Annotated in this window: 11 protein-coding genes and 1 pseudogene; all 12 read right to left on the bottom strand. The window is 65.5% G+C overall.

The features are described 5' to 3' along the window. Nucleotides 1-90: 90 nt before the first annotated feature. A pseudogene (locus ACS3WA_RS10415) lies at nucleotides 91-263 on the bottom strand (D-alanine--D-alanine ligase); the annotation flags it as partial. Between the two features lie 73 nt (nucleotides 264-336). Beyond that, nucleotides 337-1,326 carry a D-alanine--D-alanine ligase family protein gene (locus ACS3WA_RS10410; RefSeq protein ID WP_438278450.1) on the bottom strand — a complete coding sequence of 330 codons (990 nt, stop codon included), beginning with the start codon at nucleotides 1,324-1,326 and terminating at the stop codon, nucleotides 337-339. A 102-nt stretch (nucleotides 1,327-1,428) separates the two neighbouring features. Beyond that, nucleotides 1,429-2,346 carry a UDP-N-acetylmuramate dehydrogenase gene (gene murB, locus ACS3WA_RS10405; RefSeq protein ID WP_438278520.1) on the bottom strand — a complete coding sequence of 306 codons (918 nt, stop codon included), beginning with the start codon at nucleotides 2,344-2,346 and terminating at the stop codon, nucleotides 1,429-1,431. Between the two features lie 193 nt (nucleotides 2,347-2,539). After that, the gene (gene murC / locus ACS3WA_RS10400; RefSeq protein WP_438278449.1) at nucleotides 2,540-3,943 is read right to left on the bottom strand and encodes a UDP-N-acetylmuramate--L-alanine ligase; all 1,404 of its coding nucleotides are present in this window, start codon (nucleotides 3,941-3,943) and stop codon (nucleotides 2,540-2,542) included. A 121-nt stretch (nucleotides 3,944-4,064) separates the two neighbouring features. Further along, nucleotides 4,065-5,168: an undecaprenyldiphospho-muramoylpentapeptide beta-N-acetylglucosaminyltransferase gene (murG, locus tag ACS3WA_RS10395; RefSeq protein WP_438278519.1), complete on the bottom strand. Its 1,104-nt coding sequence runs from the start codon at nucleotides 5,166-5,168 to the stop codon at nucleotides 4,065-4,067. Nucleotides 5,169-5,340: 172 nt separating this feature from the next. Beyond that, complete coding sequence (ftsW, locus tag ACS3WA_RS10390; protein ID WP_438278448.1) at nucleotides 5,341-6,492, bottom strand: putative lipid II flippase FtsW; 1,152 nt, start codon at nucleotides 6,490-6,492, stop codon at nucleotides 5,341-5,343. 257 nt (nucleotides 6,493-6,749) lie between these two features. After that, the gene (gene murD, locus ACS3WA_RS10385) at nucleotides 6,750-8,150 is read right to left on the bottom strand and encodes a UDP-N-acetylmuramoyl-L-alanine--D-glutamate ligase (RefSeq protein WP_438278447.1); all 1,401 of its coding nucleotides are present in this window, start codon (nucleotides 8,148-8,150) and stop codon (nucleotides 6,750-6,752) included. 248 nt (nucleotides 8,151-8,398) lie between these two features. Further along, on the bottom strand, nucleotides 8,399-9,505 hold the full coding sequence (mraY, locus tag ACS3WA_RS10380) for a phospho-N-acetylmuramoyl-pentapeptide-transferase (RefSeq protein WP_438278446.1): 1,107 nt from the start codon (nucleotides 9,503-9,505) through the stop codon (nucleotides 8,399-8,401). A gap of 8 nt (nucleotides 9,506-9,513) precedes the next feature. Continuing rightward, entirely contained in the window at nucleotides 9,514-10,953 is a 1,440-nt protein-coding gene (locus tag ACS3WA_RS10375) for a UDP-N-acetylmuramoylalanyl-D-glutamyl-2,6-diaminopimelate--D-alanyl-D-alanine ligase (protein WP_438278445.1), read from the bottom strand. Next, nucleotides 10,950-12,407 carry a UDP-N-acetylmuramoyl-L-alanyl-D-glutamate--2,6-diaminopimelate ligase gene (locus ACS3WA_RS10370; protein WP_438278444.1) on the bottom strand — a complete coding sequence of 486 codons (1,458 nt, stop codon included), beginning with the start codon at nucleotides 12,405-12,407 and terminating at the stop codon, nucleotides 10,950-10,952. Before ACS3WA_RS10370 ends, ACS3WA_RS10375 begins: the two co-directional genes overlap by 4 nt. A 36-nt stretch (nucleotides 12,408-12,443) precedes the next feature. Further along, the gene (locus ACS3WA_RS10365; RefSeq protein ID WP_438278443.1) at nucleotides 12,444-14,201 is read right to left on the bottom strand and encodes a peptidoglycan D,D-transpeptidase FtsI family protein; all 1,758 of its coding nucleotides are present in this window, start codon (nucleotides 14,199-14,201) and stop codon (nucleotides 12,444-12,446) included. Beyond that, nucleotides 14,198-14,578 carry a cell division protein FtsL gene (ftsL, locus tag ACS3WA_RS10360; RefSeq protein ID WP_438278442.1) on the bottom strand — a complete coding sequence of 127 codons (381 nt, stop codon included), beginning with the start codon at nucleotides 14,576-14,578 and terminating at the stop codon, nucleotides 14,198-14,200. The genes ACS3WA_RS10365 and ftsL overlap by 4 nt, the downstream gene beginning before the upstream one ends. Nucleotides 14,579-14,580: the final 2 nt, after the last annotated feature.

The raw sequence follows: 14,580 nt of genomic DNA, 5'->3' as shown, positions 1-14,580 counted from the left end.
TTTGGAACTCGCGGCGCCTAAGGCAGGAATCTCAAATCGGAGACACGCGCGACCACCTGGCAATGCCGGACGGGGGCGCCGACCTCGCGGCAGGTCCGCAATTCCCTCGATGCGATCGTCGAAGCGGAAAATCCGCAACAGTTCGCGCCCCGGCAGCCAAGCGTCACATGGGCCGCCAGCGTTAACCTTCGGACGTACTGGTAAACAAAAGGTAAAACTGCTGCGGGCAGAGCGCATTTTGATACGAGAAAAGAATGCCTTGCGGCTTTTTGGACGCGGGCCGGCTGCGCTGACCGAAATACCCCGGCGGTTCCCGAGTTGGTGCCGCCAAATCCCTCAAGCCGGGCGGACGGCCTTTTCGGCCAGCACGATCTGATCGTGCAGGAAATCCGAAAATCCGATCCCCTGCGCACGAAGCGCCTTGGGGTAGAGAGAGGCCGCGGTCAGGCCCGGCAGGGTGTTGGTTTCGAGATAGACCGGCCCCTCGCCGGTCACGATGAAATCGGTGCGGGAATAACCGCGGCAGGACAACGCGCGATGCGCCCGCAGCGCATCATCCATGATCCGCGCAGCGATCGCGGGCGAGAACCTCCCGGGGCAGATCTCCTGCGTCGCCGCCGCCAGATATTTCGCGGCATAGTCGAACGCCCCCTCGGCCGGCACGATCTCCACCGGCGGAAGCGCGATGACCGTGCCATCGGCGCGCTCCAGCACGCCGCAGGTCGCCTCGACGCCGGATACAAACGGCTCGATCACATACTCCTCGGTCGCCGCCGCGGCGCGCACGGCTACGAGGTCCTGCGTCCCGTTGACGAAGATCAGCCCGTAGCTCGATCCGTCCCGCGCAGGTTTAGCGATCAGCCGGCCGTGCGCGGCCAATGCGCGGTCGATGTCCTGTAGCGGCACGCCTGGAGGCACGTTGACGCCCGCCAGCGCCGCGAACCGCTTTGCCGCGACCTTGTCGAACGCAAGATGCGAGGCGGCCGAGCCGGCCCCTGTAAAAGGAATGCCGCGCAGTTCGCACATCACCTGCAATTCGCCGTTCTCGGCGCGACCGCCGTGGAGGCCGAGCACCAGCAGACGGTCTTCGGCCTTCGCCGCGTCGAGCGCCCGTTCAAGCGCCACGCCTGTGCCGTCGGGCACGAACTCGTCCTCGAACGGCCGCGCATGACCGAGCAGAGCCTCGGAGCACACACTATAGACATCGTCGCGCGCGTCCCAGAACCAGAGGTCCGCGTCCGGCAAAGCGCGGTTTAGCGCCTGCGCGCTCGCCACCGAGACGAGACGCTCCTTGTTGCTGCCCCCGAAAAGGATGGTGATGCGCATCGATCTACTCTAGGTCTGATTCAACTGCATTGAACCAGACTCTAGCCTTATCTTTTTGATTGAGCATGATCTTATCCGAAAACCGGTTTCCACTTTTCGGGATCATGCTAACCCGATCCGCTTGATTTCCCATTGCAGGTCGACGCCCGACTGCTTCTTCACCTGCGCGCGCACCAAATCCCCCAGCGTCTCGATGTCGCGCGCGGTCGCCTCGCCGGTATTGATGAGGAAATTGCAGTGCATCTCCGAGACCTGCGCGCCGCCGACGCGATGACCGCGCATCCCGGCGGCATCGATCAGTTTCCATGCGCTCTGCCCCGGCGGATTCTTGAAGGTCGAGCCGCCGGTCTTCTCGCGGATCGGCTGCACGGTTTCGCGATGGCTCTGCACCTCGTCCATGCGCGCGCGGATCGCCTCCGGCGCAGCCTTGCGGCCGCGAAACGTGGCGCCGGTGAAGATGACGGAGGGATAGATCGCGCTGTTGCGGTATTCGAACTTCATGCCGGCATTGTCGAACGTCATCTTGTCGCCGCGGCGGCTGACGGCGCGCGCCTCGACCATGACATCTTTGGTCTCAGCGCCGTTGGCACCGGCATTCATGCGCAGCGCGCCGCCGATGGTGCCGGGAATGCCGAAGTAGAATTCGAGGCCGCCGATATCAGCCGCGGCCGCAGCTTCGGCGACGCGCTTGTCGAGCGCGGCAGCGCCGGCGCGCAACGTCTCGCCGTCGGTCGTGATCTCGCCGAAGCCGCGCGCCGACAGGCGGATCACCACGCCCGGCAGGCCGCGGTCGCGCACGATCAGGTTGGAGCCGACGCCGATGCAATAGATCGGAATCTCCTCCGGCAGATGCCGCAGGAAATACGCGAGATCATTCTCGTCCGCCGGCGTGAACAGCACCTGCGCCGGACCGCCGACGCGAAACCATGTCAGCGGCGCGAGCGGTTCGTTCGCCAGCATCCGCCCGCGCAGCTCTGGCATCTGCGATTTCAGTCTTGCCGTGATGTCCGGAAAGGTCATGCGCACGACATCTCTACAATGGCAGACTGTCCCCTCTCCCGCTTGCGGGGGAGGGTTAGGGTGGGGGCACCTTCTCGCAAGCTATCCGTTTGAAAAAAGCCCCCTCTCCACCTCTCCCCCGCAAGCGGGAGAGAGAGCAGTCCAAACCGCGCTGCAAACTTACTGCCTTTTACAAACGCTGTGGAAAGACCCCTCATCCCAGCGCCTTGAGTTCACCCGGCAGCGCGTAAGCCCACTGCGTGATGTTGCCGGCGCCGAGACACACCACATAGTCGCCAGGCTTTGCCAGACCCGCGACGACGCCCGGCAGCGCCGCCGACTCCTGCAACGGCACCACCTGACGGTGCCCGTGAGCGCGCAGGCCGAGCACGAAGTGATCGCGGTCGATGCCCTCGATCGGCGCCTCGCCCGCCGGATAGACCTCGGCGACGACAACGGTATCGGCATCGTTGAAGCAGGTGCAGAACTCCTCGAACAGCGATTGCAGGCGGGTGTAGCGATGCGGCTGCACCACCGCGATGACCCGGCCGCTGGTGGACTCGCGCGCCGCTTTCAGCACCGCTGCGATCTCGACCGGATGATGACCGTAGTCGTCGATAATGGTGACGCCGTTCCACTCGCCGGTCTTGGTAAAGCGCCTCTTGACGCCGCCGAAGCCAGCGATGGCGCTGCGGATGGTCGCGTCGGGAATGCCGAGTTCATGCGCCACCGCGATCGCCGCCGTGGCGTTGAGCGCGTTATGGCGGCCGGGCATCGGCAGCACCAGATCGGAAATCTCGTGGGCGGCGTCGGTCTTGCGGTTGCGGAACACCACCTTGAAATGCGAGCCGCCGCCGTTCGGCACAAGGTCGACCAGCCGCGCGTCGGCCTGCGGGTTCTCGCCGTAGGTGATGATGCGACGGTCCTCGATCTTGCCGACCATGCTCTGCACGACGGCATGATCGATGCACATCACCGCGAAGCCGTAAAACGGCACGTTCTCCACGAACGAGCGGAACGCGTCCTGCACGGCATCAAACGTCTTGAAGTGATCGAGGTGTTCGGGGTCGACATTGGTCACAATGGCGACGTCGGTCGGCAGCTTCAGGAACGTGCCGTCGCTCTCGTCGGCTTCCACCACCATCCACTCGCCCGCCCCGAGCCGCGCATTGGTGCCATAGGCGTTGATGATACCGCCGTTGATGACGGTGGGATCGAAATCGCCGGCGTCGAGCAGCGCCGCGACCATCGACGTGGTGGTGGTCTTGCCGTGGGTGCCGGCGATGGCGACGCAGCTTTTCAGCCGCATCAGTTCGGCGAGCATTTCCGCGCGGCGCACGACCGGAATGCGTTGCGCCCGCGCCGCCATCAGTTCGGGGTTGTCGCGCCTGATCGCGGTGGAAACCACAAGCACGTCCGCGCCGTTCACGTTGCCGGCCTTGTGGCCGACCGTGACATTGATGCCCTTCTCACGAAGGCGGCTGACGTTAGCGCCCTCGGAAGCGTCCGAGCCCTGCACGGTATAGCCGAGATTGCACAGCACCTCGGCGATGCCGCTCATGCCGATGCCGCCGATGCCGACGAAGTGGATGGGGCCGATTTCGCGCGGCAGTCTCATGTCTATTCCTTGCCGTCATCGTCCCAAGCGGACGATCCAGTATTCCGCGACACCGATTCACAGCGGCCCGCACGGCGTACTGGATGCCTCGCTTTCGCGGGGCATGACAAGCCGGAATCAGCTAGATTCCAGCCACTTTAACGACCAGATCCGCGAGCCGCTCCGCTGCGTCAAGCCGGCCCACGGTGCGCGCCGCCGCCGCCATGGCCGCAAGCCGCGCCGGATCGTCGGCCAGCGCGGACAATTCGGCCGCAAGGCGCTCCGGCGTGAAATCCGCCTGCACGATGCGGATCGCGCCGCCGGCATCCGCCAGCACGCCGGCATTGGCGAATTGGTCCTGATCGATCGCGCCGGGCAGCGGCACAAGAATGGAGGGACGGCCGATCGCGCCAAGCTCGGCCACGGTGCCTGCGCCGGAGCGTGACACGATCACATGGCTCGCAGCCAGCCGCGCCGGCAGGTCGGCGAAGAACGGCGCCAGTTCGGCGTTGATCCCAATCCGGTCATAAACCGCGTGGACCCGCGTCATGTCCTCGTCGCGAACCTGCTGGGTCAGGACCAGCCGCCGCCGCAGCGCGGCTTCGAGCTTTTCGATCGCCGCCGGCACGATGTCGCTCATGACGCGCGCGCCCTGGCTGCCGCCGACGATGAGAACGCGGATGGGATCGTCCGGACCGGGCGCGGCAAAGGCAACGGCGGCGGCCGCGAGAATCGCCGGCCGCATCGGCGTGCCGGTCGTCGTGGTCTTGCCGATCAGCGACGGCTCCCTGGCGAGCACGCCGGGCAGCGAGGTGGCGATGGCGCTGACGCGGCGCGACAGGAAGCGGTTGGCGCGGCCCATCACCGCGTTGGCGTCGTGAATCAATGTCGGAATTCCGGCGATACGCGCGGCCAGCAGCGGCGGCAAGGTCGGGTAGCCGCCAAAGCCGATCACGGCGGCTGGCTTCAACCGATGCATCAGCTTGAGCGCGACCGCCGTGCCGGCCGCGAGCGTCAGGCCGGTGCGCGCCAGCGCGAGCGGCGAGCGGCCGCGCACGGTCTCGCTCGGCACCACGTCGGTCATATCCTTCGAGAACAGTCCGCTATAGCGCAACGCACGCGAGTCCGTCACCAGCCGCACCCGCAGGCCACGCTTCATCAACTCGACGCCGAGCGCCTCCGCTGGAAACAGATGTCCCCCGGTGCCCCCGGCGGCGAGCAGGATGAGAGGTTGTTGTTCGGTCACAAGATTCGACCCATCACCATCGTCATGGCCGGGCTTCGTCCCGGCCATCCACGCCTTTTCTTATCACACGCTTGAAAGACGTGAATGCCCGGCACCATAGACGAGCAAAGCGACGCCATTCTTCGAATGGCTATGGCCCGACATGACGGTCAAGCCGTGGACGCACATCCATCTAAGCATAACTCGCGGCGGCGGTGGCCTCACCGATCGATTCCATTTCCGTGCGCGGCCTCTGCCGCGTCAGCGCCAGCATCAGGCCGACGCCGTAAGCGAGCGAGACCATCGACGAGCCGCCGTAGGAAATGAACGGCAGCGTCATACCCTTGGCGGGGATCAGATGCAGGTTGACCGCCATGTTGATGGCGGCCTGCACGCCGAACATGATCGCGAGCCCGGACGCGGCGAAGCGCGAGAACAGATCCTCCGATGCATAGGCGCGCGACAGGGTGCGCATGACGATGAAGGTGAACAGTGCCAGCAGCGCAAGGCACATGATGATGCCGAACTCCTCGGCGCCGACCGCGAACACGAAATCGGTATGACTGTCCGGAAGGCTCCGCTTGGCGATGCCCTCGCCGGGGCCAAGGCCGAACCAGCCGCCGTTGGCGAAAGCGTCCATCGCGGTATCGACCTGGAAGGTATCGCCGGAAGCCGGATCCATGAAGCGCTGGATGCGGGCTGCGACGTGGGGAACCAGCATATAGGCGGCGAACAATCCGGCGATCGCGGTGCCTGCGAGACCGAACACCCAGACGATGCGCATGCCTGCGATGAAGAACAGCGCGCCCCACACCATCAGGATCAGCATGGTCTGGCCGAAATCCGGCTCCAGCACCAAAAGGGTGACGAGCCCCAATAGCAGCGTCAGCGCCATCGAGGTCGCGGGCATCTCGGGCTTTCGCGCGGACTCCGAGAACAGCCACGCCGCCAACACGACGAAAGCGGGTTTTGCGGATTCCGAGGCCTGGATGTTGACGCCGAGGATCGTGATCCAGCGTTTCGCGCCCTTGACCTCCGGGCCGAACGCGAGCGTGGCCACGATCAGCACGATGCTGAGCGCGAAGACGATCAGCGCCGAGCGGCGGATCTGGCGCGGCGACAGGAACGACACGCCGACCATCACGACGATCGAGGGCAGCAGAAACAAGACATGGCGATGAAAGAAGTGGAACGGATCAAGCCCGATCCGGGTCGCGACCGAGGGACTGGCCGCCAGCGACAGCACCACGCCCGTCAGCATCAGAAGGATCATGGCCGCCAGCAGCCACCGGTCCACAGTCCACCACCATTCCGAGAGCGGCGTGCGTTGTTCGCGTGAAATCATGGCGGATCCTGCGGGCGGAGATCACGCCATTGGTCCCCGATCGTGATTACCGGGAGGTTAAGGAAACAGGACAAGTTTTCGGGAGCGATCCCGTTTCAGGAGCAATCCATGCCTTCCAGCGGAAGATCTTCTTCACCTTCCCCTGGAGGGGTCCGAGACGAGCAAAGCTCGCTCGTGGGTAGGCGAGCATTGAGCGAAGCGAGATGCGAGCCGGGTTGGGGTGAAGCCACACCCTCCAGGGGAGGGTGAAAACAATCTCACCCCACCGACTTCACACCGGGCAGCGCCTGCACCAGTTCGCGGAAGCGGTCGCCGCGGACTTCAAAATTGCGGAACTGATCGAACGATGCACAGGCCGGCGACAGCAGCACCACGACGTCCGCAAGGCCCGACGCCTCGGCGTCGCACGCGGCGACCGGCACCGCCGCTTCCAGCGACCCGCTGATCTCGTACGGCACTTTGCCGTCAAGCGTCGCCGCGATGTCCTGCGCCGCCTCCCCGATCAGATAGGCCTTGCGAATACGCGGAAACAGTTCGGCGAGCGGCCTGATACCGCCGCTCTTCGGCTTGCCGCCGGCGATCCAGAAAATGTCGGCGAAGGACGACAATGCTTTCTCGGTGGCGTCGGCGTTGGTGCCTTTCGAGTCGTTGACGAACAGAACGTTGGCCTTGCGGCCGACCTGCTCCATGCGGTGCGCGAGCCCGGGAAAGCTGCGCAAGCCCTTTTGCAGGATGTCGTTGGTCACGCCGAGCGCAAGCGCCGCCGCCGAGGCGCATGCGGCGTTCTGCGCGTTGTGCCGCCCGCGCAGCGAACCGATACCGCCGATGTCGGCGATTTCGGTCTGTGCTCCGCCGCTGGCGCGGACGATTCTGCCATGATCGACACAGATGCCATCCGCGAGCGGCCGCTTCACCGAAACCCGCACCACGCGCTTGCCGGCCTGTTCGACGCGATCAGCCGCCGCCCGGCTCCAGATATCGTCGACACCGATGACGGCCGTTCCCTGCGGCTGCACGCTCGCGACCAGCCTCTCCTTCACCGCCGCATAGTGCTCGATGGTGCCGTGGCGGTCGAGATGATCGGGACTGACATTGAGCAGGATGCCGACCGTCGGATCGAGTGAAGGCGTCAGGTCGATCTGATACGACGACATCTCGATGACATGCACGCGCCCCTTGCGCGGCGGCTCCAGCGACAGGATCGCGGTGCCGATGTTGCCGCCCATCTGCACGTCGTGACCGGCCTCGCGCATCAGATGTGCAACCAGCGCGGTGGTGGTGGACTTGCCGTTGGTGCCGGTGATGGCGACGAACGGCGCGTCGGGCACATGACGACGCCGCTCGCGGCAGAACAGTTCGATGTCGCCGATCACCTCGACGCCGGCCTCGCGCGCCGCCAGCACGCTCCAGTGCGGCTCCGGGTGCGTCAGCGGCACGCCGGGCGCAAGCACCAGCGCGGCGAAATTGGTCCACGCCACCGTGCGCAGATCAGCGGTGATGAAGCCGGCCTGCGCCGCCTTCGCGAGATTGTCGGCACTGTCGTCGCTTGCGATGACTTCCGCCCCGCCCGCCTTCAGCGCCTGACAGCTCGCAAGGCCGGAGCCGCCAAGGCCGAACACAGCGACCATCTTGCCGGCGAAGGAGGTGACGGGGATCATGGGAAGGCCTTGCCGCGCGCACGGACTGCTCCCCCCCTCCAACAGATCGCGCGAGCGCGATCTGAAACCCAATTGGCGCAGACCGGGCAGGCCCGACATGTGCTGGGGGAGAGGTCGAGAGGGGAGTGTGTTGATGCATTGACGGCGTGGGCACCCCCCTCCCTAATCCTCCCCCACGAGGGGGAAGCGAATTCGCCAACAGTCGCGCGAACGATTCTGGTCACCACAAGCCCGGCCATGACGAAAAATCACCGCAGCTTCAGCGTGGAGAGGCCGGCCAGCGCCAGCATCACCGAGATGATCCAGAACCGGATCACGATCTGTGGCTCGGTCCAGCCGAGTTGCTCGAAGTGATGGTGGATCGGCGCCATCTTGAAGATGCGCTTTCCCGTGAGCTTGAACGACGTCACCTGCACGATCACCGACACCGCTTCAAGAACGAACAGGCCGCCGATGACCGCAAGCACGATCTCGTGCTTCACCGCGACCGCGATCGAGCCAAGCATGCCGCCGAGCGCCAGCGAACCGGTGTCGCCCATGAAGATCGAGGCCGGTGGCGCGTTGAACCAGAGGAAGCCGAGGCCCGCCCCGAGCACCGCGCCGCACAGCACCGCGAGTTCACCGGCGCCGGCGATGTAGTTGATCTGGAGGTAGTCGGCGAACACCGCATTGCCAGCAAGGTAGGCGATCATGGCGAAGCTCGCGGACGCGATCATGACCGGCACGATGGCGAGGCCGTCCAGGCCATCGGTGAGATTCACCGCATTGCCGGCGCCGACGATGATGAAGGCGCCGAAGGCAAGGAAGAACCAGCCGAGGTCCAGCACCACGTCCTTGAAGAACGGGATCACCAGCGCGGTCGAGAACGGCTCGCGGCCGAGGCGGACCAGCGCATAGCAGGCGGCCAGCGCGATCACCAGTTCGAGCAGGAGGCGGGTCCGTCCGGCGAACCCGGCATGGGTCTGCTTTGTCACCTTCAGATAGTCGTCATAGAATCCGATGATGCCGAAACCGAGCGTCACCGCGAGCACGATCCAGACATAGGGATTGAGCGGATTGGCCCACAACACGGTCGACACGACAAGTCCCGACAGGATCATCAGGCCGCCCATGGTCGGCGTGCCCTTCTTGCTGACGAGATGGGACTGCGGTCCGTCGGAGCGGATGGGCTGTCCCTTGCCCTGGCGCAAGCGGAGGTTGTCGATGATCCAGGGACCGAACAGGAACACGAACAACGCGCCGGTCACCATCGCGCCGCCGGTGCGGAAGGTGATGTAGCGGAAGACGTTCAGGAGCGGCTTGAAAACGCCGAGTCCCGGAACAGTGTTGGAAAGATCGATCAGCCAATAAAACATGTGAAACCCTAAACCGCGACTCCGTCATGCGCGGCGTTGCCGGGAAATCGCTTTTCGAGCGCCGTCACGATCACTTTCATTCGCGATCCCAGCGAGCCCTTGACCATGATGACGTCGCCGGCACGGATCGCCGCCACCACCTGCGATTCGAGCGCGCCCGATCCCTCTGCATAGCCGCCCCGCCTGCCGGAGGAAAGCGCGTCCCACAGGTTGCGCATCAGGGGGCCGCAGCAAAATACCATGTCGATGGCATTGGCATTGATCGGCCCGGTCAGGCCGCGGTGCAGATCCGCACTTCCTGTGCCGAGTTCCAGCATGTCGCCCAGCACGGCGATGCGGCGGCCCTGCGCGCCTGTTTCGGCCTGGCCGAGCACGTTGAGCGCCGCCGCCATCGAGGCCGGATTGGCGTTGTAACTCTCGTCGATCAATGTCGCTTCGCCGTTCGGCACGGTCAGGACATGGCGCACGCCGCGTCCCGCGGCCGGCTGCGCCTGCGACAGCGCAAGACCCGCAAGCGCAAGGTCCGCGCCGGCCAACGATGACGCCGCCAGAACCGCCAGCGAGTTCATCGCCATGTGGCGGCCGGGCAGGGCGAGCTTATAGGTCAATTCGTGACCGAGAATTCTGGCATGCACGGCGGAGCACGCCGGATGCAGCGCCACGTCGAGCAGGCGCGCGTCGGCCTTTTCGTCGGCGCCGAACGAGACGATCCTCGCGATGCCGAGTTTCTTGGCGCGCTGCCGCAACCGTGCGAACTGCGCGTTGTCGCGGTTCAGCACGACGGCGCCGCCCGGCTCGACGCCTTCGAAAATTTCCGCCTTGGCGTCAGCGATCGCCTCGACGCCCGAGAAGAACTCCAGATGCACCGGCTCGACCGTGGTGATGATGGCGATATGCGGCCGCACCATCTTAACCAGCGGCGCGATCTCGCCCGCGTGATTCATTCCGATCTCGAAGACCGCAAAACGCGCGTCCGCCGGGCAGCGCGCCAGCGATAGCGGCACACCCCAATGATTGTTGAACGAGGCCACCGAGGCGTGGGTCTTACCCTGCGCGGCCAGCACGCTTCGCAGCGCCTCCTTGGTCGAGGTCTTGCCGACCGAACCCGTCACCGCGATCACTTGCGCTGAAAGCCGCGCGCGCGCGGCCCGCGCCAGATCGCACAAGGCGGCCAGCACATCGTTGACGATCAGCAAAGGTGCATCGGCCGTGAAGTTGTCGCGCTGCGCGGCCTCGACCACTGCCAGCGCTGCGCCTGCCTTCAAGGCGGCATCGACGAAAGCGTGGCCGTCATGCACGTCACCCCTGATCGCGAAATAGGCCTCGCCCGGTGCAAGGGTGCGGCTGTCGATGGAGATGCCGGTGATCGCCGCCGGCAATGCCCCTCGCCGTTCGGCGCGCATCGCCGCAGCCATAGCGTCCACTGTCCACAACGGCTGCGCGCTCATGCGGCCCCCGCTGTCAACGCAGCGATGGCCGCCTCGTGATCGCTGAACGGCAGTACCCGGTCGCCGACGATCTGTCCGGTCTCGTGGCCCTTGCCGGCGATCAGCAATGCGTCTCCGGGCTGCAGGCCCGCGATCGCGGCCCGGATCGCCTCCGTGCGATCGCCGATCTCGCGCGCGCCGCGCGCGGCCGCGAGGATCGCAGCGCGGATCGCGGCGGGATCTTCGCTGCGCGGATTGTCGTCGGTGACGATGACTGTATCAGCATTGTTGACGGCGATCTCGCCCATCAGCGGACGCTTGCCCGCGTCACGGTCGCCGCCCGCGCCGAACACCACCACGAGCCGTCGCCTGGCATACGGCCGCAGCGCCTGCAGCGCTTTCGCCAGCGCGTCCGGCTTGTGAGCGTAATCGACAAAGACCGGCGCACCGTTGCCCTCGCCAACCAGTTCAAGCCGCCCCTTGGCGCCTTCGAGATGCTCGAGCGCCGCGAACACCTGATCGGCGTCGCCGCCGGTGCCGATGACGAGACCCGCCGACACCAGCGCATTCTCGATCTGGAATTCGCCGACCAGTGGCAGATGTATGATGCGCTCGCATCCCGCGTGTTCGAGAGTCACCCGTTGCGCAAAGCCATCGATGACCGCGTCGACCAGGCGAATGCCGATGTGCTTGCCGTCGCCGCGGCGGCCAACACGCATCACCGGCAGGTTGCGCGCGACGGCGGCTTCGATCACCGTGCCCGAACAATCGTGATCGGCGGAAATCACGGCGACGCCGTCCGGCTCGACCAGTTCGCGGAACAGCCGCAGTTTTGTATCGAGATAGTGCGTAACGGTCGGATGATAATCCATGTGGTCGCGCGAGAGATTGGTGAAGCCGGCGGCGCGCACGCGCACGCCGTCGAGGCGATGCTGGTCGAGTCCGTGCGAGGACGCTTCCAGCGCGAGATGCGTCACGCCCTCGCCCGCGAGCTGATCGAGTTCGCGATGCAGCGCGATCGGATCGGGCGTCGTCACCGAGCCGTACACGTTGCGCGACGGCGAGACCACGCCGATGGTACCGATGCTGGCGGCGGGATGACCGAGGCGCTGCCAGATCTGCCGGGTGAAGGCTGCGACCGATGTCTTGCCGCTGGTGCCGGTGACGGCTGCGATCGTCCCCGGCTGTCGCCGAAAAAATTTCGCCGCAGCCAGCGCCAGCGCGCGGCGCGAATTCGGCGTCGCGACGAACGGAACGCGGCCACCCGCCGGCGCGTGCTCACCGGCCACCGCGACGGCGCCGGACGCAACCGCGGCATCGACGAACCGCGCGCCATCGGTCGTCGTCCCGGCAAGCGCGAAAAACAGATCGCCCGGCTTGACCTCGCGGCTGTCCGCGGCAAGGCCCGTGACGGCAAGCTCGCCGGTCCGCACGTCCATGGCGGCATCGTCGCCGAAAAGCTCGCGAAGTTTCATGCTCTCCTGGTCCCGGCCGCGCCGCTGACCCCGCGTTTACTGCGTCGCTCGAGATGCCGCAAGAATAAGGCGGTCGGACGGCGGCAGATCGAACCGGGGCTGGACGCCGAGAAGCGGCGCGATGCGCGCGATCACCTTGCCGCCGGTCGGCACCGCGTTCCAGCCGGAGGTGATGAAGCCGAACGTCTCCTTGAGCGGCTGCGGCTCGTCCAGCATCACCAGAAGCTGATACTGCGGATTGTCCGCCGGCAGGATCGCGGTGAAGGCGTTGAGCACGCGCTTCTTGGCATAGCGGCCGTTGATGACCTTCTCGGCGGTGCCGGTCTTGCCGCCGACATAGTAGCCCTTGACGTCGGCCTTCTTTGCGGTGCCGACCTCGGCGTTCAGCCTCAGCAGGAAGCGCATCTTGTCGCTGGTTTCCTTCTTGATGACCCGCTTTGCGAGTTTCATCGCATCCGCTTCCGACCGCTTCAGAAAGGTCGGCGGAATGAGGTAACCACCATTGACCAGCGCATCGATGCCCATCACGGCCTGCAACGGCGCCACCGCGATGCCATGACCGAAAGCGATGGTGACGGTGTTCAGTTCGCCCCACTTCCGCGGCAGGATCGGTGCCGCGCTTTCCGGCAGTTCGGTGCGCAGGCGATCCATCTGGCCCATCTTGCGCAGGAATGCCTTGTGCGCCTCGACGCCTTGCGCCAGCGCGATCCGCGCCGCGCCGATGTTGGACGAATAGGTGAACACCTCTTTCATGTTGATGAAGCGGCCGAGCCGATGGTCGTCATGGATCGTGAAGCGGCCGAAATGCAGCGGCGCACGCGCATCCCACATCGAATTCAGATCGTACTTGCCGGAATCGAGCGCCATCGCCAGCGTGAAGGCCTTGAAGGTCGACCCCATTTCGTAGACGCCCGTTGTCAAACGGTTGATGCGATCGGGATCGTGGGCTTCCTTCGGGTTGTTCGGATCGAAATCCGGCAGCGAGACCATCGCGACGATCTCGCCGGTCCGCACATTGGAGACGAGGCCCGAGGCGGCCTTGGCGTGATAATGCTCCTTGGCCTTGAGCAACTCGTCGCGCAGCGCGTGCTCGACGCGCAGGTCGACCGAGAGTTCAATAGGTTTTTGCAGGCGGTCGGTGGCGAAGCCGGCGCGATGCAGATCGGCGAGCCCGTTGCTGTCGAGCCACTTCTCCATGCCTGCGATGCCCTGGTTGTCGATGTTGACCAGACCGATCAGGTGCGCGACCTCGCTGCCGCTTGGGTAGACGCGTTTGTTCTCGCGCAGGAAGCCGATGCCCGGAATGCCGAGGTTGTGGATTTCCTTCTGCTGCGACGGGGTGATCTCGCGCTTCAGCCATACGAAGCCCTTGCGGGTGCCGAGGCGCTGGCGGACCTCGGCGGTCTCAAGATCGGGCAGCGTCGCCGTCAGCAGTTCGACCGCCTCGTCGCGATCGATGATGCGGCGGGGCTCGCCGAACAGGCTCGGCGCCTTGACGTCGGTGGCGAGAACCTGGCCGTTGCGATCAACGATATCGGGCCGAGCAGTCGCGATCGCATCCTGCGACGCCGTGCGGTGACCTCCCCGATCATCCGGGAATGCCGCAAACATCACGAGGCGCGCCGCGATCACCGCATAGATCAGGCCGAATATGATAATGACGAGGCCGACGCGCACCCGCGCCTTCGCGGCGCGATCGACGTTGCGCCCGTAGAGCAGGTTGCGGATCACGCGCTGGCTCCACGCCACCGACAGCGTGCGGCTGACGCCTCCGGGCTTGTTCCGGCCGGTCATCGCGGGCCCTCCGGCGCGGGAAGCGAACCGGTGATGAGATCGGGATCGACGATCTCGATCATGGCGCCGATCGGGTCGGACGTGCCGGGCGGCACCAGGCTCGGCGGCCGCTCCGGCAGGTTCTTCAGTGAATCGAATTGCGTGGCTTCGATCGGCTTCAGTTTCAAATGTCGCTCGGCCAGAATTTGCAGACGTCTCGGCGCATCGAGCTTGGCCCATTCCGAACGCAAGGCCGCAATCGCCTCGCGCTGCTCGCGCACCTGCGCCTGAAGACGCAGCACGCGCTCGGTGCGGGCCGTGGAATCCATCTTGATGCGGTAGACATAGGATGCCGCATAGACCAGCGCGCAGACGACGAGGAAGTGGATGATCCGCATCG

This window comes from Nitrobacter sp. (assembly GCF_051535235.1).
Lineage (GTDB): Bacteria > Pseudomonadota > Alphaproteobacteria > Rhizobiales > Xanthobacteraceae > Nitrobacter.
Note: the sequence above shows the minus strand (reverse complement) of the source record. Positions and strands in the feature narration are given on the sequence as shown.